Raw genomic sequence first — 19235 nt, forward strand, 5'->3', positions numbered from 1 at the left:
ACGATTCATGGCAACGTTAGGCGGGCAAATTTCGCACTCGCCGATGACGGGCGAAGAAAAGAAGGTGATCTTCGCATCGTCGCTCGGCACCGTGTTCGAGTGGTACGACTTTTACCTGGCCGGCTCGCTCGCGGCCTACATCAGCAAGAGCTTCTTCTCCGGGGTCAATCCGACCGCCGCGTTCATCTTCACCCTGCTCGGCTTCGCGGCCGGCTTCGCCGTGCGACCGTTCGGCGCGATCGTGTTCGGCCGGCTCGGCGACCTCGTCGGCCGCAAGCACACGTTCCTCATCACGATCGTGATCATGGGCCTCTCGACGTTCGTGGTCGGCTTCCTGCCCGGCTATGCGTCGATCGGCATCGCGGCGCCGGTGATCTTCATCGCGATGCGGCTGCTGCAGGGCCTCGCGCTCGGCGGCGAGTACGGCGGCGCGGCAACCTACGTCGCCGAACATGCGCCGGCGAACCGCCGCGGCTTCTACACCGCGTGGATCCAGACGACGGCCACGCTCGGCCTGTTCCTGTCGCTGCTCGTGATCCTCGGCGTGCGCACCTTCATCGGCGAGGAAGCGTTCGGCAGCTGGGGCTGGCGCGTGCCGTTCGTCGCATCGATCCTGCTGCTCGCGGTGTCGGTGTGGATCCGGCTGCAACTGAACGAATCGCCGGTGTTCCTGCGCATCAAGGCGGAAGGCAAGACGTCGAAGGCGCCGCTGACCGAAGCATTCGGCCAGTGGAAGAACCTGAAGATCGTGATCCTCGCGCTCATCGGCCTGACCGCCGGCCAGGCCGTCGTGTGGTACACGGGCCAGTTCTACGCGCTGTTCTTCCTCACGCAGACGCTGAAGGTCGACGGCGCCAGCGCGAACATCCTGATCGCGATCGCGCTGCTGATCGGCACGCCGTTCTTCCTGTTCTTCGGCTCGCTGTCGGACAAGATCGGTCGCAAGCCGATCATCCTCGCGGGCTGCCTGATCGCGGCGCTCACCTACTTCCCGCTGTTCAAGGCGCTCACGCACTACGCGAACCCGCAGCTCGAACTCGCGACGCAGAAGGCGCCCATCACGGTCGTCGCCGATCCGGCCACCTGCTCGTTCCAGTTCAACCCGGTGGGCACGTCGAAGTTCACCAGCTCGTGCGACATCGCGAAGAGCGCGCTCGCGAAGGCCGGCCTGAACTACGAGAACGTCGCGGCGCCGGCCGGCACGCAGGCCGAAATCAAGGTCGGCGACACGGTGATCCAGACCTACGACGGCAAGGCGGCCGACGCGAAGACGAAGGGTGCGGCGTTCGACAAGACGCTCGCGTCGACGCTGAAGGGCGCCGGCTACCCGGCGAAGGCCGATCCGGCGCAACTCAACTGGCCGATGACGATCGTGATCCTGACGATCCTCGTGATCTACGTGACGATGGTCTACGGCCCGATCGCCGCGATGCTGGTCGAGATGTTCCCGACGCGGATCCGCTACACGTCGATGTCGCTGCCGTATCACATCGGCAACGGCTGGTTCGGCGGCTTCCTGCCGGCGACCGCGTTCGCGATCGTCGCCGCGAAGGGCAACATCTACTCGGGGCTCTGGTATCCGATCGTGATCGCGCTGGCCACGTTCGTGATCGGTCTGCTGTTCGTCAAGGAGACGAAGGACTCGGATATCTACGCGCGGGACTGAGGTCCTTGAGGTCGGCTAGCGGGCGGCTCCCACCCGCTAGCCTGACCGGAACGGGCCGCCGGCAACTTTTTTCAGGAAAGATCGAAAAAGGTGTTGACAGCCGGGCGGGACATCTGCATAATTCAAGTCTTCGGCGAATTAGCTCAGTCGGTTAGAGCGACGGAATCATAATCCGCAGGTCCGGGGTTCGAGTCCCTGATTCGCCACCAAGCTGCACAAGGGCTTCCGAGAAATCGGAGGCCCTTTTTATTTTCAGCGGTTCAACGAAGGTTCAACCGCCCATCTCTCCACATGTAACGCCGCGGTCGACCGACCATCCTCGGTCAGGCGGATAAGCTGGCTCCGCCCACCGCTCTATCGATATTCGTCGATATCGACCACGCCTCCGAGCGATTCCATGAGCGCTCGCACATCGTTCGGAACGTCCGGCACACGGTCGCCGGTATAGTTTGCCCAGTAGCAGAAGAAACGAACGCGAGCGCCGGCGCTCTCAATAAGCTCACGCAAGCCGTCACGGGGTAGCGCCAAGCGCTTGATGAGATAGCGCAGGTGCGGCTCCAATTGATCGCTATGGACAGACTCACTGCTGCGCACACCCCATACTCCCGTTCGGCCCGGATAGCTGCTAGCTCGGCCCGCCGACGTAACAAAATGCTGCCCCTTGGTAACGGCTATATCAGGCACGATGCAGAAATAGTCGGTCCAGAATTCCGGAACGACATCATCACCTGAGATTGTGAATGACGCGTTCGCAAGTTGATGAGAGCCCAATCCCAACCTCATTTGTAGTCGTGCATGTTGCCGATGACTTCGCCTCGAAATTCCACGTTGCCATTGTCGTGCCAGATGACGTTATCAGCGCCACCAAGGCCAAGATCGTCTTTCATCGAATGGACCATCCCACCAAAGGTATCTCGGTCGTACCCTAGCATTTTCGCTGCATAGTTCGGAGCAAGTGGGTTGCGGGACGGATTCGGGCGGTAACGCGCTGTATTTGCAGGTTTCCACGTCGGGCGGCGATCAACCTGTCTCGGGTGGCGAGGTCGTCGGTATGCAGATAGGGGCGGCGGTGCTCGGAGTGCTTGCGGTGGCGTGGTGCATATGCGCCCTCCTTAGCTCACACCCTTCGCACACCACAATTCCGCCAGCACGGACACCCAAACCGACGTCACCGCCATCCCAACACCCACGCCCACTCCGACCATGCAGCACACATCCCAAACTGACACCGTTACTCCTCGACGCAGCCAACGCCATGCGCACATAACCCGCCTCCGCTCACAAAAAAAGGCGTTCAGACCGCCGCCCGAACGCCTCTCATCACGCCATCACCCCGATCAACGACCGAGGAAGCCCTTCACCGTCTTGTAGCCCCACGCCACCACCACGACGGCCAGAACCGCGCCACCGATTGCCACGATCGACGGAATCACGTTGTTCACCGAATTCACGATCGGCGTCACGTCCACACCCGACGCCTGCGCAAACGACGCCGACGACACCAGAGCAGCAGTACCGCCAGCGGCCACGACGGCGAGATTCTTCTTCAGGTTCTTCATCTTCTAACTCCACGGAAATGGCTCACTGTTTAGGATTCGTCCGACCGAGCCACCTTCGAACGAATCGACTTCTTCGGCGGATCACGACGTGACACAACACGCGTCACGTAGTCCACCGCCTTGCAGACCAGATGCACGAACAGCAGAACGTTCAACAACGCAAGCTGCGCCGACACCGGGTCCACCGCATACGACGACAGGCGGTCCATCGCTTAACTCGCAGCACCAGCCGTAGCGGCAGGCTTAGCAACCGGACGACCCTTCGAAAGCGGAGTCCACGACACGATGCGCGGAGTCAATCGCCCGGCATCAATCCCGTAACCCTCGCTGAGCCGGTACTGGACGATGTATTCCTCGCCCACTTGAATCTCCACGTCCGCGTCAAACAGCGACGTTTTTGCTACGAACGACCCATCGACCAGCTCACCAGTCTTCGGGTCTTCGTAACGCGATTCCACAAAGCAGTGAAGCACTCGCATATCGCGGGTCTGACCAGTCTTCTTGCTCGTGACTTTTTCGTTGTCGATCTTCAACACACGGATTTTTTCGCTTGCCATTTCTCTCACCTTTTTCTCGATTAGTAGTGCTATTTGTATTGCACAAAACAAAAGGAACCCATCGGCTCCACCTCTACAACGACAGCTTCAACCCTGCGACACCGCACTTCTGCATCAACGCCGCCGTGTTCACGCAGGACCTCTTCCCGATTTGAACCGTCGGCAAGTAGCCACGATTGCACCAACCCACAACAACCCCGATCGGGAGCCCCGTAAGCTCGCTGAAACGCTCGCGTGAAACGAACGGCACCGCAGCCAGCATCCCACTCTCCAACCGACCTACACCACGACTGCCCTCCATACATCGCTCCCGATCACACGCCCAAGACTCTCAACTCTCGCCTTACAAACTGCCACTGCGGAATCTGAACAAAACATACACCCCAAAAACTCTAGCCTCAAGAACGAAAGTTACAAATTCACATTACAAACAGCTATTTCTATATACACATCACCCGCAAATACCCGCCCACAAAGGAAACCCCATCGAATAAAATTTTTATTTCTATATACAAAACCACACATTTATCTCAACTATTTTTAGCTTCAGCACCGACCATTCACCGCCACAGCCACCCTATCCATATAATTAACAGATCCGAAAGCGATAGGACCATCCAAGCAACCATGAACATTCCCGAGCAACACGACGCCGCCGCGTACGACATCACGATACGCATCCACTTGCTGCTCCGACACCTAACCGGAAACCAGCACAAGTGGGCAGCACTGGAAAGACTCACCGGAGTAAAGGCCGTGAAGTGGCGTCACGTCTACATAGGAATCAACAAGCCATCTATAGCCATGCTCGACGCGCTCTGCCGCAGCGTTCCACAATATGCATTCTGGCTTGCAACCGGAATGACGGACGCTTTGGGAGGCCATAAATCGCCATTACCGGATTTCACCTTTCTATTTCAACAGGACGAAATCGAAATTCAAATCGACTCGGACAGCAGTGCACGATATTTCCATACGTGCACAAACACCATTAGAGAGCTATCCAACAAGCTGATTAAACTTTACGACGAAGAAGCGAACTACAAAACAACCCAAAGCGACTTAATAGATGAATTAAACAGACAATTCCCCTTACCAGATATTCCGGAAACCCCTGCACTACAGAAGATCAAGGAATACGAAATCCAACCGGAACTTCTAGAAAAAATCCTACTTCTCAGAAGCGAGCACGTAGAAAGCATGATCCGACGAATCAGAACAATACCGAATGCGGACGAACTAATCGACTCATTACGAGCCAAAGAACAAACCGCCAAGTAACGACAAGCAACAATCGCACTGACGCGATCACAGACGCGCAACACGACATGCAAAAGAGAACCGCATGGAAAAGGTAACTTTCAGCCGCTACGACACAGCCGACTACCTCACGACCGAGGAAGACATCGCCGCCTACCTCGAAGCAGTAGCGGAGGACGGCAACCCCGCCCTCATCGCCGAATCAGACAAGATCGTCGCACGCGCCCGCGCTCGCAACGCCCAAGCGAGACCCTCATCGAACCCGGCTCCGCCCGACAACACCTAACGCCCGCCCGCAGCAGTTCAACAAAGAGTCAACGGCACAGGCACGCAACGAACATACAATGTGACCCAACGTGCGCTAACCCTTTGAATAGTCACTCAATGTCATCCAAAGTGACTTATGGGAAAGGAATCATAATCCGCAGGTCCGGGGTTCGAGTCCCTGATTCGCCACCAAATGCGAAAAGCCGCTGTTTCGAAAGAAACAGCGGCTTTTTTCATTGCTTCATCCGGCGTACGCGATATCGCGCGTCGACCGCCTTCAGCCCACGCGCTGCGCCGCGACTACGCCACCACCGCCCCTCGCTGCGCCTCGGTCGCCTCCGCCCGCACCTTCCCCCGCCAGTTCTCCCCACCCTCCAGCGCCGGCGTCGACTCAAACAGCTCCGCGATCCAGTCCGCGAACACGCGCACCTTCTGCGACAGATGCCGATTGTGCGGATACACGATCGAGATCGGCTTGGGCTTCGGATTGCAATCGGGCAGCACCTCGACGAGCGAACCGTCGAGCAGGTTCGGCAGCACCATGAACAGCGTCGGCTGGATCATCCCGAACCCTTCGAGCCCGCACGTCACGTACGCATCCGAATCGTTGACGGTCACGCTGCCGTTCATCCGCACCTCGACCGGCTTGCCTTCGATCATGAACACCCAAGGAATCGCGCGCGCCCCGTGGCTCGCACGGAAATTCACCGCATGATGATCGGCCAGATCGGCGATCTCCTGCGGTTCACCGTGGCGCGCCAGGTAGTCGGGCGACGCGCAGGTCACGCGCTTGAGCATTCCGATGCGCCGCGCGACCATCGACGAATCCTCTAGCGGCCCGACCCGGATCATGCAGTCGATGCCCTCCTCGACCGGATCGACATAGCGGTCCGACAAGCCGAGGTCGAGCGTGATGTCCGGATAGCGCTGCCGGAAGATCGACAGCGCGGGCAGCACGACGCGCCGCCCGAGCGAACTCGGCATGTGCACGCGCAGCACGCCGCTCGGCTTGCGGTTGCCGGTCTGGAAACTCGCGTCGGCTTCCGCGATCTCCGAGATGATCTTCATGCAATGCTCGTAGTACGCGGCGCCCTCCGGCGTCAGCGACAACCGGCGTGTGGTCCGGTGCATCAGGCGCACGCCGAGCAGCGCCTCGAGATTCTGGATGATGGTCGTCACCGACGCGCGCGGCATCGCGAGCGTGTCGGCCGCGCGCGTAAAGCTGTTCGCGTCGACCACGCGGGTGAAAACTTCCATTGCCTGGATGCGGTCCATGCTGCGCCCCCCTTCGAATCGCCAACGGAACAGAATAGAGCGCGCAATGGGCCCGGCACAAGCCCTCGCCTATTGTTCTCCACTTCTGAATAGTCGCAGCGTTTTGGACTGTAAAGTAATCGACGAGCGTTCAGTTCGACGCGGCAATCGTTCCGTCCCGGGAAACCGCTTACGGCCCAGCCCCGCCGTACCTCGCGCGTCACCGCACGAACCGCTCGCGATAACCCTGCGGTGACACGCCGAGCACGCGCACGAAACTGCGCCGCAGCGTCTCTTCGGAACCGAAGCCGCAGCGCGTGGCGATTCGCTTGACGGGCCAGACGGTTTCGCCGAGCAGACGCTGCGCGGCCTCGACACGAATCTGCTCGACCGCGCGCGCGGGCGTGCGGCCGGTTGCGGCGCGATAGTGGCGCACGAAGCTGCGCTCGCTCATGCTGACGCGCTCGGCGAGCGCCGGCACCGACAGGTCGGCCGCCAGATGCTCGGCGATCCACGCATGCAGTTCGCCGAAACGATCGTCGGTGCGCTGCATCGACAGCATCGCACTGAACTGCGCCTGCCCGCCCGGCCGCTTCAGGAATACGACGAGTTCGCGCGCGGCGTCGAGTGCGACCGCCCGGCCGAGATCCTCCTCGACGAGCGCGAGCGCGAGGTCGATGCCGGCCGTCACGCCGGCCGAGGTCCACAACGCGCCTTCGCGGATGAAGATCGGATCGGCTTCGACGCGCACGTTCGGGTAGCGCGCCGCGAATTCGTCGCAGCGCGCCCAGTGCGTGACCGCGCGCCGCCCGTCGAGCAGGCCGGCCTCGGCCAGCAGGAACGCGCCGGTGCAGACCGACGCGACACGTCGCGCGCGCTGCGCCTGCTGCCGGACCCAGCGCACCATCCGCGCGTCCCGCGACGCCGCGTGCACGCCCTTGCCGCCCGCCACGATCACCGTATCGGGCCGGCCGGCCGAGCGCAGCGAACCGGCCATCACGACGAGGCCGGACGACGTCTCGATCGGCCCCGCGTCGGCGGCGACGACGCGCGGTGCATATGGCGCGGGCTGTCCGCGCTCCTGCGCGAGCTCGTTGACGGACGCGAACACCTGCAGCGGGCCGGTCACGTCGAGCAGTTGCGCACGGGGAAACGCGAGGACCAGGATCGAGCGTGGAGCGGCAGGCATGGCGATTGGCTGAAAACGTGGGCGATATGGCAATTTCGCCAAACACTACGCGCCTAGAATCGATCTGTCCATCGTGCGCCGGCGCGGCGCTTCCCCTTCCATTCGGAGTGTTCGCATGACCCTGCATATCGGCCTGCTCGTGTTCCCGGGCGTCCAGCAACTCGATCTCACCGGCCCGCACGACGTGCTCGCGTCGCTGCCCGACGCGGCCGTCCATCTCGTCTGGAAATCGCGCGACACGGTCGCGTCGAGCAGCGGGCTCGCGCTCGCGCCGACCTGCACGTTCGACGACTGCCCGCCGCTCGACGTGATCTGCGTGCCCGGCGGAATCGGCATCAACGAGCTGCTGCTCGACGCCGACACGATCGCGTTCGTGCAGCAGCGCGCGGCCACGGCGCGCTACGTGACGTCGGTCTGCACGGGTGCGCTGCTGCTCGGCGTGGCCGGCCTGCTGCGCGGGCGCCGCGCAACGACGCACTGGGCGTTTCATTCGCTGCTCGAGCCGCTCGGCGCGGTGCCCGTGCGCGAGCGCGTGGTGCGCGACGGCAACCTGATCACCGGCGGCGGCGTGACGGCCGGCATCGACTTCGCATTGACGATCGCCGCCGAGCTGGCTGGCGCGGAAGAAGCGCAGTCGATCCAGCTCGCACTCGAATACGCGCCGGCGCCGCCGTTCAACGCGGGCTCGCCGGATACCGCGCCGGCATCGGTGCTGGAACGCGTGACGGAGCGCTCGGCGGCTGGTGTGGAGAAGCGCAGGCAGATCGTCGACGCGGCGTTGCGCGCGATGTCGCGCTGATCGCGAGCGAACGGAATCCCGCAGGCAGGCACCGCCGGCGTGCCCGCCTGCCCGCCTGCCTGTCGACGCATGCGCACGCAAGGAACTATCGATGAATATCGTCCGCAGTCGCGCGTACACCGCGCAGCGCCCATGGGGCGCGCTGGACATTGCGAACCTGAACGGCATCACGGTCCGTCTGCACTGGACCGATCAACCGTACCGATGGCACGTGAACGACGGCGACGAAGTATTCGCGGTGCTCGACGGCCGTGTCGAGATGCGCTATCGCGAAGCGGGCATCGAGCACGCGACGGTGCTCGAAACGGGAGACGTCTTCCATGCGACGGTCGGCACCGAACACGTCGCGCACCCGCTCGGCGAAGCGCGCGTGCTCGTGATCGAGACCGAAGGCAGCGTCTGACGACGGGCTTCAGCCGGCGAGCGTCCCCGTCTCCTGCGACGCGGTCAGTTTCGGTTGCGGCGTGCACAGGCACTGGCACAGGTCGTGTTCGAGCGCGACGACCTTGCCCATCACGGTCATCGTCCGCTCGCCGCCGTCCGACACGATCACGCCCTGGGTCTTGCACGTCGCGCAGAACACCGGCGCGCCGAGATAGGCAAGCTCGCGGCCGTCGAACGACGAATGGGCGATCCCGTCGAGCACGATGCCGCCATGGTCGGTCGTGTCGCCCTTCAGAATGAATTTGCGGCTCATGGTTCGGCTCTCCCTCGAAAAACGCCGCGCATCGGCGCGTGCGGCCGCGTGCGGGCAATCGGTATCCGCCCGTCGGTCGCGGGCGTTTCGCGAGGATAGCACCGTGCGGCCGCTCTCCACCTCCCGGCTCGGCACTCAGAACTTGTGCCGCATGCCGATGCGCGCCTGGAACTGCCGGTCGTTCGCGGACGCGCCGGGGCCGTTGATCGCCGCGACGGCCGCACGCCCCGTCGAATCGGTGCCCGATGCGCGCTGATAGACGGCAGTCACGTAGACGTCGGTACGCTTCGACAGGAAATAGTCGAGCCCGGCCGCGGCCTGGTGATAGGTCGCGCCGTCGCGGCCGTTCACGCCGCCGCCGCGCGTGTAGTCGTACGCAACGCCGCCGAACAGATAAGGCGCGAACTGGTAGCGCACGCTCGCCTCGGCGTTGTTGAATACCGCGTTGCCGGACACGCCGCCCGGGTTCGGTCCGGACGACAAGTCGCCGAGCTGGCGGAACGACGTGTTCGTATACATCGCGCCGAGCGTCACCGCGCCGATCGCATAGGTGCCGCCCACGGCCGCGACCTGCAGCGTGCGCGCCGATGCATAGCCCGAATACACCGGCGACAGCATGTTGTTGCCCGGCACGCCGCCCACGGTCGGCGCGGGGCTGCCGGTCGTGCCGAAGAACGACACGTTGGGATTGCGCGCGTTCAGGTAGCCGGCCGCCACCGCGAGCGGCCCGCGCGTGTAGCCGACACTCGCCGACCACACCTGGTTGCGCGTCGTCGCGCCCGCCACGCCGCCGACCCCGTACATCGCGGCGAAGCGGAGCCCGCCGTAGTTGTTGCTGGTGAACTTGACCGCATTGTTGGTCGAGTTCGCGTTGTTCACGTTGTCGAGGTCGCCGGGGTGCGCAACCATGTAGCCGCCGAACAGCGCGGCGGCCTCGAGCGGGCCGAGGAAGTCGACGTTGGTGTCGTACTGCCGGCCGAGCGTCACGGTGCCGAACGGCCCCGACAACCCGACGAACGCCTTCTTGCCGAAGATCAGCCCGCCCTGCCCGAGCTTGCCGGTGCTCGGATCGAACCCGTTCTCGAGCGTGAAAACCGCCGCCAGCCCGCCGCCCAGATCCTCGCTGCCGCGCACGCCCCAGCGGCTTGCCTGCTGCACGCCGCCCAGCAGCCGCAGCGCGGGCTTGCCGCTCACCGTGCCGTTCGCGCCGGTCGACGCGACATTGCTCGAGTAAGTCAGCCCTTCATCGATAATGCCGTACAGCGTGACGCTGCTCTGTGCGTGCGCCGCACCCGCGATCAGCGCGACGCCCGCGCCTGCCAACAGCCGTTGTTTCATCGAGAGATCTCCATTGCGCGGGTCGAATGGCCAAACGCAGGCGTGCGCGCCCCCCGCAGGCGCGCGGCCTTCCGGCACGGACCGGAACGGTCCGGTGTCAGCCGGGAAAAGTGGTCAGCGCAGTGCGTCGGCGACGACGGACGGCGGCGTCCAGCGACGGCCGGCCGCGACTTCGTACGCATGGCCCAGTTGCAGCACGCCCCAGTCGTCGCGGTAGCGGCCGACGATCTGCATGCCGATCGGCAAGCCGGTCGCGGAAAAGCCGCACGGCACCGACAGGATCGGCGCCTCGGTCGACGACAGCAGCCAGCACACGCGCATCCAGTCGATGTACGACGTACTCGCGATGCCGAGCACATCGGCGGGCGCGCGCAGCGCGGCGTCGAACGGCATCAGTTGGGTCGTCGGCAGCACGTAGAACGCATGGCGCTGCATGAACGCGCGCATCCGCTCGAACAGGCGCGTCTTCGTCACGAACATGCGTCCGAGATCCGCGGCGGTGAGCGACCGATGCAACCGGTATTCGTCGAGGAGCTCGGGCTTGAGCGCCGCGCGCTGCCGCTCGTCGAAGCCGTCGACCAGCGTGCCGATCATCCATGCGCGCTCGATCCGGAACACGTCCTCGCCTTCGGCGAGATCGGGGTCGTCGAATTCGACTTCGCAGCCGAGCGACGCGAATACGCGCGCCTGCGCGTCCACCGCGCGCCGGATCTCGGGATCGATCGGCACGCCGGGCAGCCCGCGCGACATCGCGACCCGCGTGCCGCGGAAATCGCGTTCGAGCGGCTGCGCGAAGCGCGCGCCCGGCTCCGCGAGCTCGGTCGCGGTTTCACCGCTCGGCCCGGCGATCGCGGACAGCAGCAGCGCGGTGTCGGCGACATCGCGCGCCATCGGCCCGTCGACGCCGAGCGTCGCCCAGCCGTTGAGGTCCGGCGCGCGCGGCACGCGGCCGGGCGACGGCCGCAGCCCGACGACGTTGTTCCATGCGGCCGGGTTGCGCAGCGAGCCGCCCATGTCGCTGCCGCACGCGAGCGGATTCATCCCGCATGCGAGCGCGGCCGCCGCGCCGCCGCTGCTGCCGCCGGCGGAGCGCGTCAGGTCCCACGGGTTGCGCGTCGCGCCGAACACGTCGTTGAACGTATGCGAGCCGGCGCCGAATTCCGGCGTGTTCGACTTGCCGATCATCAGCGCGCCGGCGCTCGCGCAGCGGCGCACGATCAGCGCGTCGTGCTGCGGCACGTGATCGGCGAACAGCGTCGAGCCGAAGGTCGTGCGCACGCCGCGCGTCGCGGTCAGGTCCTTCTGCGACACCGGCAGCCCGTGCAGCGGCCCCTGCCATTCGCCGCGCATCCAGCGCGCGTCCAGCTCGCGCGCACGGGCGCGCAGCGCATCGGGATCGGCGACGGTGACGAGCGCATTCACGCGCGGATTGACCGTCGCGATTCGCGCGAGATGCGCATCGAGCAGCTCGCACGCGCCGATCTGCCGGGACTTCAGCAACTCGAGCATCGTGCGCGCGGGCAGGTCGCACAGGTCGCCGGCGGCGACGTCGGCGGGCGACGACGAAAACGAAACGGTGGGGGTCATGGGGCGAATGGAAGAAGAAGGAAACCGCTCAGTCGTCCTGAGCGCTGCGATTTGACGCAAACGCGAGCGCAACGAGCGACAGCACGCCGCAGACGATCACGTACCACGCCGGCGCGGCGGGATTGCCGGTAGCGCCGATCAGCCAGGTGACGATGAACTGCGCGAAGCCGCCGAAGATCGATACGCCGCCCGCATACGCGATCGACAGCGCGGTCGCCCGCGTGCTCTTCGGAAACAGCTCCGCGAGGATCACGCCGTTCGCGCCGGCATTGATCGAATGCAGCGCGGCGAGCAGCATCACGACCGCGTACAACGTCGCGATCGACGGCACCGCGCGGATCAGCCAGAAGCCCGGAAGGACCAGCACGGTCAGCGCCACGCGCGACCACAGCGCGACACGCTTGCTGCCGGTGCGGTCCGCCAGGCGCCCGCCGATCGGCGCCGCGACGAACATCACCGCACCGGACAGGATCCCGCACCACAGCGCGGTATCCATCGGCAGGTGCAGCTCGCGGATCGCATACGTCGACATGTAATAGAGGACGATGAAGTGCGCGGCCGTGCCGCCGACCACGAGGCCGAGCGCGGTCAGCACCGCGCGGCCGTCGCGCCGCAGCACGGTGCCGAGCACCGCGGACGAGCGTCGTGCGGCGGCGGCCGGCGCGTGCTGTTCGATCGCAGCGAAGCGCGCGCGCAGATACAGGCCGACTGGCGCGATCAGCACGCCGCCGAGAAACGGCACGCGCCAGCCCCACGATTCGAGCGCGGCCGGCTCGAGGAAATACGACAGCAGGAAGCCGACGAACGAACCGGCCAGCGCCGCGGCGCCCTGGCTCGCGAATTGCCAGCTCGTGTAGTAGCCGCGTTGGCCGGGCGGCGCACGCTCGGCGAGCAGCGACGTCGATACGCCGACTTCGCCGCCGGCCGAAAAGCCCTGCAGCAGCCGTGCGCGCACGACGAGCACGGGCGCCGCGACGCCGATCTGCGCATAGGTCGGCAGGATGCCGATCATCCCGGTGCCGAGCGCCATCGTGACGAGCGTGAGGTTCATGGCCGGCACGCGGCCGAAGCGGTCGGCGACGAGCCCGATCACGACGCCGCCGACCGGCCGCGCGATGAAGCCGACGCCGAACGTCGCGACCGACATCAGCAATTGCTGCTGCGCGGACGCGGCCGGAAAGAACAGTTTGCCGAGCAGCACCGCGAAGAAGCTGAATACGGTGAGATCGAAGAATTCGAGGCCGTTGCCGATCGTGATCGCGACGATCAGCTGGCGATTGGACGGGGATGCGGCAACGTCGCCGACATGCCCGCCGTACATGTTGTCCGCTCGGGGCGCCTTCATGAAGGTGTGTCTCCGTACTGGTTGTGCGTGCTGGTGCGTGCTGGTGCGTGCTGGTGCGTGCTGGTGCGCGGCCCGTTCGACGGCCTGCGCATGCAGTCTAGGCATTCAAAATACGCAGCCCGGAGCGACATTTTTCGATCGTGATAACGCGTGGTTATCGCGTCTTTTTCCCGCGCCGGCGCGGTGTACGATACGAACGTCGCCACTGCCGCCGCGCCCCGCCACGCCGTGAAACACCACCAGCTCCGCGCGCTTGCCGCGATCGCCGAACACGGCAGCCTGCGCGCCGCCGCGCGCGCGATCCATCTGTCGCAGCCCGCGCTCACGAAGGCGATCCGCGAACTCGAGCAAGACCTCGGCGTGCCGCTCGTCACGCGCAACGCGCGCGGCGCGCAGCTCACGCGCTTCGGGCAGGCCGTCAACGCACGCGCGCGGCTGATCCTCGCGGAAATGCAGCACGCGCGCGACGACGTGATCCAGTTGTCGGGCGGCAAGGAAGGCGCGCTCGCGTGCGCGCTGACACCGCTGATGTCGCTCGGCTTCCTGCCGGCCGCGCTCGATGCGTTCCGCCAGCGGATGCCGATGATCCGCCTCGACGTGCGCGAAGGCTTTCTCGACACGGCATTGCCGCGCCTGCGCGACGGCTCGCTCGACTTCGTGATCGCGATCGTCGACGCGACGCGGCTGTCGCCCGAATTCACGTTCCGGCCGCTGATCGAATCGGAGCTGATCCTGATGACGCGCGCGAGCAATCCGCTGCGCCACTGCACGTCGCTCGCGCAGCTGCAGGATGCGCAATGGGTACTCAATACGTCGCCGGAAAGCATCGGCCGCGTGCTGCAGAACGTGTTCGTCGCGCACGGCTACCCGGCACCGCAGCCGATCGTCGAATGCACGTCGTTCAGCGCGGCATTCTCGCTGTCGGTGCACACCGACACCGTGTCGTGCGTGCCGAAGCACTTCATGGAAATCGACTGGATACGCGAGCGGATGGTCGCGATCGACGTGAAGGAGACGATTCCGACCGTGTCGGCCGGCGTGCTCACGCGGCGCGATGCGCTCAACACGGTCGCATGCGACTACCTGATCCACTGCTTCGTCGAGGCCGTGCGCCGGTACGATCCCGCGAAGTTGCTGTGGCGATAGCGACGCGTCTCATTCGAATCGAGCCGCATCTGACATATCGAATGCATTTTTGAGAAAACTCCGCGGCATTTTCGTACAAATACTAAATACAAATCAGCCATCGACGTCTATATCCGTCGTTCACGGCAAACGACAGCAGAACACGACCCGGACGACGACACCCCCAAACCCCCTATTCTTAGTCCGATCGCAGTCCCGATCAACGCAGCATTTCATAATAATCATTCATCAAAATTAGACGTTCAAATCCGATAAATCGATAGCTAGAATTCAATAAACACTTTCTGTTTATCGATAAAAAAATGGACGAACTCCTACCAATGCGGCTATTTGTGAAGGTTGCCGAACTGCGCAGCTTCGCACGTGCCGCCACCGAGCTGAACATCTCCAATTCGTCGGCCACGCGCCTCATGATGGGCATCGAGGATCGCCTCGGCGCACGCCTGCTGAATCGCACGACCCGCAGCCTGTCGCTGACCGACGCCGGTCATCTGTATCTCGCGCAGATCCGTCACGTGATCGAGGAAATCGACCGCGTCGAGGAAACGATCGCGTCGATGCACCACGAGCCGATCGGGTCGCTGAAGATCGCCGCGCCCGTCATGTTCGGCATGCACGTGCTCGCCCCCGCGATCGATGCGTTCAAGACGCTGCACCCGGCCATCGTGCCGGAAGTCACGATCGTCGATCGCCACGTCGACCTCGTGTCGGAGGGCTTCGACGTCGGGCTGCTGCTGTCGCAGCACATCAGCAACAACACGCTGGTGAAACGTCCGCTCACGCGTCTCAAACGGCTCGTCTGCGCGGCGCCGCAGTATGTCGAGCGGCATGGCGCGCCGGGCCATCCGCACGACCTCGCGTCCCACGCGTGCCTCACGTTTCATGCCGACTTCGCGGGCGAACACCTGTCGTTCGTTCAGGGCGCGACGCACGTCACCGTGCGTCCGAACAAAGCGGCGTCGTCGAACAACATCGGGTTGATCCGCAACTGGGCACTCGCGGGCATGGGCATCGCGGTGCTGCCCGACTTTCTCGTCGAGCAGGATCTCGCGGAGGGCCGCTTGCTGGCGATGCTGCCCGACTACCGGCTCGAGGAACTCGAGATGAATATCGCGTACCCGAGCCGGCGCCATTTTCCCCGCAAGGCGCGCCTCTTCGTCGATCACCTGATCGAGCACTTCGTCAGGTGAATGAAGGGTGTAATCGCGCACCATTTCTCGACATCGATCCGGCCCGCCGCGCACATCGCCGAGCGGCCGCACTGGCTCGCCAGGCCGGGCGCGCGCGGTGCCCGCCGCGCGCTTCGCGCGGATCGGGCACGCGCGTTGCGTCGGCGCATCTCCGTAGAGAACCGCTCTTGGCAGCCTGCGGTTGAGGACTAAACTAATCCTTAATGACTGGCGCGGCCGGAGCCTGCGCCTTCAGGGAGACGCCGCCATGAATCGGCCGCTGAATCGCATCCTGCCGCGTATGACCGGTAGTGGATCGGTCTGGACGTGGATCAAATGGTCTTTGCTGGCCGCGCTGGTGATCGCGCTCGCGATCATTGCGCGCGTCGTCCAGACTGAGATCGAGACGTCGCGCCTGCAGGCGCGCTACCTGTCCGACCTCACCCGCGACGTCGGTTACACCGTCGAGACAGGGCCGAGCGACCATATCCGCTTCCCCGCGAACGGCCCGTACGACGAGCGGCTCGGCTACTCGATGCTTCCGGCATTCCAGCAGCGCCTGCTCGCGCGCGGCTTCGTCGTCGGCCAGCAGGCGCGCGACTCCGACCGGATGCTGTCGCTCGCCGACCGCGGCCTGTTCCTGCCTTACAACGAGAAAGACCAGACCGGGCTGATGCTGTTCGACTCGACCGGCTCGCCGCTGTTCGCGACGGTGTTCCCGCAGCGCGTGTACGCCGATTTCGACACGGTGCCGCCGGTGGTCGCCAACTCGCTGATGTTCATCGAGGATCGCTACCTGCTCGACCCGGCCCAGCCGAACCGCAACCCGGCGATCGACTGGGGCCGCTTCAGCCGCGCGCTCGCCGATCAGGCGCTGCACGTCATCGACCACCATCAGGCGCGCCCGGGCGGCAGCACGCTCGCCACGCAGATCGAGAAATTCCGCCATTCGCCGGACGGGCGCACGGCGACGCCGCCCGAGAAGCTGCGGCAGATCGCGTCCGCGTCGATCCTCGCATACATGAACGGCCCGCAGACGATGCTCGCGCGCCGCACCATTCTTGTGCGCTACCTGAACTCGGTGCCGCTCGCCGCGCGAGCGCACATCGGCGAGGTCACCGGCCTCGGCGACGGCCTCGCCGCGTGGTACGGCCGCGACTTCAACGACGTGAATCGCATCCTGTCCGCGCCGACGACCGGCGACAACGTCGACGAGCAAGGCAAGGCGTTCCGCGAGGTGCTGTCGCTGATCATCGCGCAGCGCGCGCCGTCGTACTTCCTGAATCGCGGCTATCCGGCGCTGCAGAAGCTGACCGACAGCTATCTGCGGCTGCTGTCGAACGGCGGCGTGATCTCGCCCGCGCTGCGCGATGCCGCGCTCGCCGCGCAGATCGAACGCAGCGCGCCGCCGCCCGCCCCGCACGTGCAGTCGTTCGTGTCGCGCAAGGCCGTGTCGTCCGCGCGCGCGTCGCTGCTGGCCGCGCTCGGCATCAGCGACCTGTATCAACTCGACCAGTTCGACCTGCAGGCGACCAGCACGCTCGACAACGGCGTGCAGCAGGCCGTTGCCGAACGGCTCGCGCAGGCATCGACCCGCGACGGCGCGCAGGCGGCCGGCCTGTATGGCTTCGAGATGCTCGCGCCGAAGGACGATCCGTCGCACCTGACGTACAGCTTCACACTGTACGAGCATCGCAACGGCGCGAACCTGCTGCGCGTGCAGACCGACAGCGTGAACGAGCCGTTCGACGTGAACCGCGGCGGCCGCATCAACCTCGGCTCGACCGCGAAGCTGCGCACGCTGATCACGTACCTGCAGATCATGTCCGAGCTGCATGCGCGCTACGGCAGCCTGTCGAATGCGCAGCTCGCGCGGGTAAAGCCCGATCCACTCGACGGGCTGTCGCGCTGGGCGCTCGACTACCTGTCCCACACGCGCGACCGCTCGCTGCAGGCGATGCTCGACGCGTCGGTCGAACGGAAGTACTCGGCGAGCCCCGACGTGTTCTACACGGGCGGCGGCGCGCAGGTGTTCTCGAACTTCGAAAAGTCGGACAACGGCCGCATCCTGACGCTGCACGCCGCGTTCGAGCATTCGGTGAACCTCGTGTTCGTGCGGCTGATGCGCGACATCGTTCATTACGAAATGCTGAAGGCGGCCGGCCCGTCGTCGTCGTGGCTCGACGATCCCGAACAGCGCCGGCATTACCTCGCGCAGTTCGTCGACGGCGAAAGCCAGGTCTACGTGAAGCGCTACTACACGCGCTATGCGGGCAAGGCCCCGGACGACGCGCTCGCGCTGATGCTGCAGGACGTGCGCAAGTCGCCGCCGAAGATCGCGACGGTGCTGCGCAGCGTCGCGCCGAACGAATCGCTCGCGTGGTTCGATGCGCAGATGCGCGCGCAACTGAAGGGCACGCCGGCCGCGTCGCTGTCGGACGACGATCTGGCCGCGCTGTACGCGAAGTACGCGATTGACCGCTTCAACCTGAACGATCGCGGCTATATCGCGAGCGTCCACCCGCTCGCGCTGTGGACGCTCAACTACCTGCGCGCGCACCCGACCGCATCGCTCGCCGACGTGCAGCGCGACAGCCGCGATGCCCGCTTCTACACGTACTCGTGGCTGTACAAGACGCGCTACCACGGGACCCAAGACCGCCGCATCCGCCGCATGGTCGAGCTGCGCGCGTACGGCGAAATCACGAAGGCGTGGCGCGCGCTCGGCTACCCGTTCGCGGAAGTCACACCGTCGTATGCGGCCGCGATCGGCGCATCGGGCGACCAGCCCGACGCGCTCGCGAAGCTGATCGGCCTGATCGCGAACGGCGGCCAGAAAGCGCCGACCGAGACGATCACGCGCCTCGACTTCGCGAAGGGCACGCCGTACGAAACGCGCTTCGTGCGCGCAGCCGCGCAGCCGCAGCCGACGCTGTCGCCGGAGATCGTCAACGTCGCGCACACGCTGCTGCGCGACGTCGTGCTGAACGGCACCGCGCGGCGTCTCGCTGGCGGCTTCACGCTGCCCGACGGCAAGACGCTCGATGTGTATGGCAAGACCGGGACGGGCGACCAGCGCTTCAATGTGTATGCGCGCGGTGCGCGGCTGATCGAGTCGCGCAAGGTCAATCGCAGCGGCACGTTCGTGTTCGTGCTCGGCGACCGCTTCTTCGGCGTGTTGACGGCAACCGCGCACGAGCCGTACGCGGCCCGCTACGACTTCACGAGCGCGATGGCCGTGCAGTTGCTGAAGTCGATGGCGCCAGCGCTCGCGCCGCTGATCGAACGCCCGGTCCAGGCCGGCACGCGCACGACGGGCCCGGCGCCGCAGGCCGAGATGCCGCCGCCGCGCGCGGCGGCGGTCGCGCCGGTGCAGCCGGCCCAGCCGTCCTGACGGCAACG

Annotated in this window: 18 protein-coding genes and 1 tRNA gene; 9 read left to right on the plus strand and 10 right to left on the minus strand. The window is 65.0% G+C overall.

Annotated elements, in window-relative coordinates; all coding sequences use genetic code 11:
• Positions 1-7: 7 nt before the first annotated feature.
• Both O1Q03_RS25825 and O1Q03_RS25830 read left to right on the plus strand, forming a co-directional pair.
• Positions 8-1666 carry an MFS transporter gene (locus O1Q03_RS25825; RefSeq protein WP_269506853.1) on the plus strand — a complete coding sequence of 553 codons (1659 nt, stop codon included), beginning with the start codon at positions 8-10 and terminating at the stop codon, positions 1664-1666.
• Between the two features lie 132 nt (positions 1667-1798).
• Positions 1799-1875, plus strand: a tRNA-Met gene (locus tag O1Q03_RS25830).
• A gap of 145 nt (positions 1876-2020) precedes the next feature.
• Here the strand turns inward: O1Q03_RS25830 and O1Q03_RS25835 are convergent.
• The 4 genes from O1Q03_RS25835 to O1Q03_RS25850 all read right to left on the minus strand — a co-directional run bounded on the left by O1Q03_RS25835 (position 2021) and on the right by O1Q03_RS25850 (position 3782).
• Complete coding sequence (locus O1Q03_RS25835) at positions 2021-2437, minus strand: DUF4279 domain-containing protein (RefSeq protein WP_269506854.1); 417 nt, start codon at positions 2435-2437, stop codon at positions 2021-2023.
• A gap of 566 nt (positions 2438-3003) precedes the next feature.
• Positions 3004-3225 (minus strand): major capsid protein, encoded by a 222-nt coding sequence (locus O1Q03_RS25840; RefSeq protein ID WP_269506855.1) that lies wholly within the window; start codon positions 3223-3225, stop codon positions 3004-3006.
• A 29-nt stretch (positions 3226-3254) separates the two neighbouring features.
• Positions 3255-3434, minus strand: a complete 180-nt coding sequence (locus O1Q03_RS25845; protein WP_269506856.1) for a hypothetical protein — start codon at positions 3432-3434, stop codon at positions 3255-3257.
• A 3-nt stretch (positions 3435-3437) separates the two neighbouring features.
• The gene (locus tag O1Q03_RS25850) at positions 3438-3782 is read right to left on the minus strand and encodes a hypothetical protein (RefSeq protein WP_269506857.1); all 345 of its coding nucleotides are present in this window, start codon (positions 3780-3782) and stop codon (positions 3438-3440) included.
• Positions 3783-4409: 627 nt separating this feature from the next.
• On the opposite strand from O1Q03_RS25850, the gene O1Q03_RS25855 reads away from it, so the two are divergent.
• Positions 4410-5063 carry a hypothetical protein gene (locus O1Q03_RS25855; RefSeq protein WP_269506858.1) on the plus strand — a complete coding sequence of 218 codons (654 nt, stop codon included), beginning with the start codon at positions 4410-4412 and terminating at the stop codon, positions 5061-5063.
• A 64-nt stretch (positions 5064-5127) separates the two neighbouring features.
• On the plus strand, positions 5128-5328 hold the full coding sequence (locus O1Q03_RS25860) for a helix-turn-helix domain-containing transcriptional regulator (protein WP_269506859.1): 201 nt from the start codon (positions 5128-5130) through the stop codon (positions 5326-5328).
• A 281-nt stretch (positions 5329-5609) separates the two neighbouring features.
• On the opposite strand, the gene O1Q03_RS25865 is transcribed toward O1Q03_RS25860, so the two are convergent.
• Both O1Q03_RS25865 and O1Q03_RS25870 read right to left on the minus strand, forming a co-directional pair.
• Positions 5610-6584, minus strand: a complete 975-nt coding sequence (locus tag O1Q03_RS25865) for a LysR family transcriptional regulator (protein ID WP_269506860.1) — start codon at positions 6582-6584, stop codon at positions 5610-5612.
• 199 nt (positions 6585-6783) lie between these two features.
• A complete protein-coding gene (locus O1Q03_RS25870) occupies positions 6784-7752 on the minus strand; it encodes a GlxA family transcriptional regulator (protein WP_269506861.1) in 969 nt (322 codons plus the stop codon).
• Positions 7753-7867: 115 nt separating this feature from the next.
• Here O1Q03_RS25870 and O1Q03_RS25875 point away from each other — a divergent pair, with 115 nt between their 5' ends.
• Positions 7868-8551, plus strand: a complete 684-nt coding sequence (locus tag O1Q03_RS25875; RefSeq protein ID WP_269506862.1) for a DJ-1/PfpI family protein — start codon at positions 7868-7870, stop codon at positions 8549-8551.
• Between the two features lie 91 nt (positions 8552-8642).
• The gene (locus tag O1Q03_RS25880; protein WP_269506863.1) at positions 8643-8954 is read left to right on the plus strand and encodes a cupin; all 312 of its coding nucleotides are present in this window, start codon (positions 8643-8645) and stop codon (positions 8952-8954) included.
• A gap of 9 nt (positions 8955-8963) precedes the next feature.
• Here the strand turns inward: O1Q03_RS25880 and O1Q03_RS25885 are convergent, their stop codons facing one another.
• The 4 genes from O1Q03_RS25885 to O1Q03_RS25900 all read right to left on the minus strand — a co-directional run bounded on the left by O1Q03_RS25885 (position 8964) and on the right by O1Q03_RS25900 (position 13518).
• Entirely contained in the window at positions 8964-9248 is a 285-nt protein-coding gene (locus O1Q03_RS25885; RefSeq protein ID WP_269506864.1) for a PAAR domain-containing protein, read from the minus strand.
• A gap of 135 nt (positions 9249-9383) precedes the next feature.
• Positions 9384-10586 (minus strand): porin, encoded by a 1203-nt coding sequence (locus tag O1Q03_RS25890; RefSeq protein ID WP_269506865.1) that lies wholly within the window; start codon positions 10584-10586, stop codon positions 9384-9386.
• Positions 10587-10700: 114 nt separating this feature from the next.
• Positions 10701-12173 (minus strand): amidase, encoded by a 1473-nt coding sequence (locus O1Q03_RS25895; protein WP_269506866.1) that lies wholly within the window; start codon positions 12171-12173, stop codon positions 10701-10703.
• Positions 12174-12201: 28 nt separating this feature from the next.
• Entirely contained in the window at positions 12202-13518 is a 1317-nt protein-coding gene (locus O1Q03_RS25900; RefSeq protein WP_269506867.1) for an MFS transporter, read from the minus strand.
• Between the two features lie 228 nt (positions 13519-13746).
• Here O1Q03_RS25900 and O1Q03_RS25905 point away from each other — a divergent pair, with 228 nt between their 5' ends.
• From O1Q03_RS25905 to O1Q03_RS25915, 3 genes are all read left to right on the plus strand, one after another.
• The gene (locus O1Q03_RS25905; protein ID WP_269506868.1) at positions 13747-14664 is read left to right on the plus strand and encodes a LysR substrate-binding domain-containing protein; all 918 of its coding nucleotides are present in this window, start codon (positions 13747-13749) and stop codon (positions 14662-14664) included.
• Between the two features lie 302 nt (positions 14665-14966).
• Positions 14967-15854, plus strand: coding sequence for a LysR family transcriptional regulator (locus tag O1Q03_RS25910; RefSeq protein ID WP_269506869.1), 888 nt, complete (start codon positions 14967-14969; stop codon positions 15852-15854).
• A 247-nt stretch (positions 15855-16101) separates the two neighbouring features.
• Positions 16102-19227: a biosynthetic peptidoglycan transglycosylase gene (locus O1Q03_RS25915; protein WP_269506870.1), complete on the plus strand. Its 3126-nt coding sequence runs from the start codon at positions 16102-16104 to the stop codon at positions 19225-19227.
• Positions 19228-19235: the final 8 nt, after the last annotated feature.

The organism is Burkholderia sp. IMCC1007 (genome assembly GCF_027257875.1).
Taxonomy (GTDB): Bacteria; Pseudomonadota; Gammaproteobacteria; order Burkholderiales; family Burkholderiaceae; genus Burkholderia.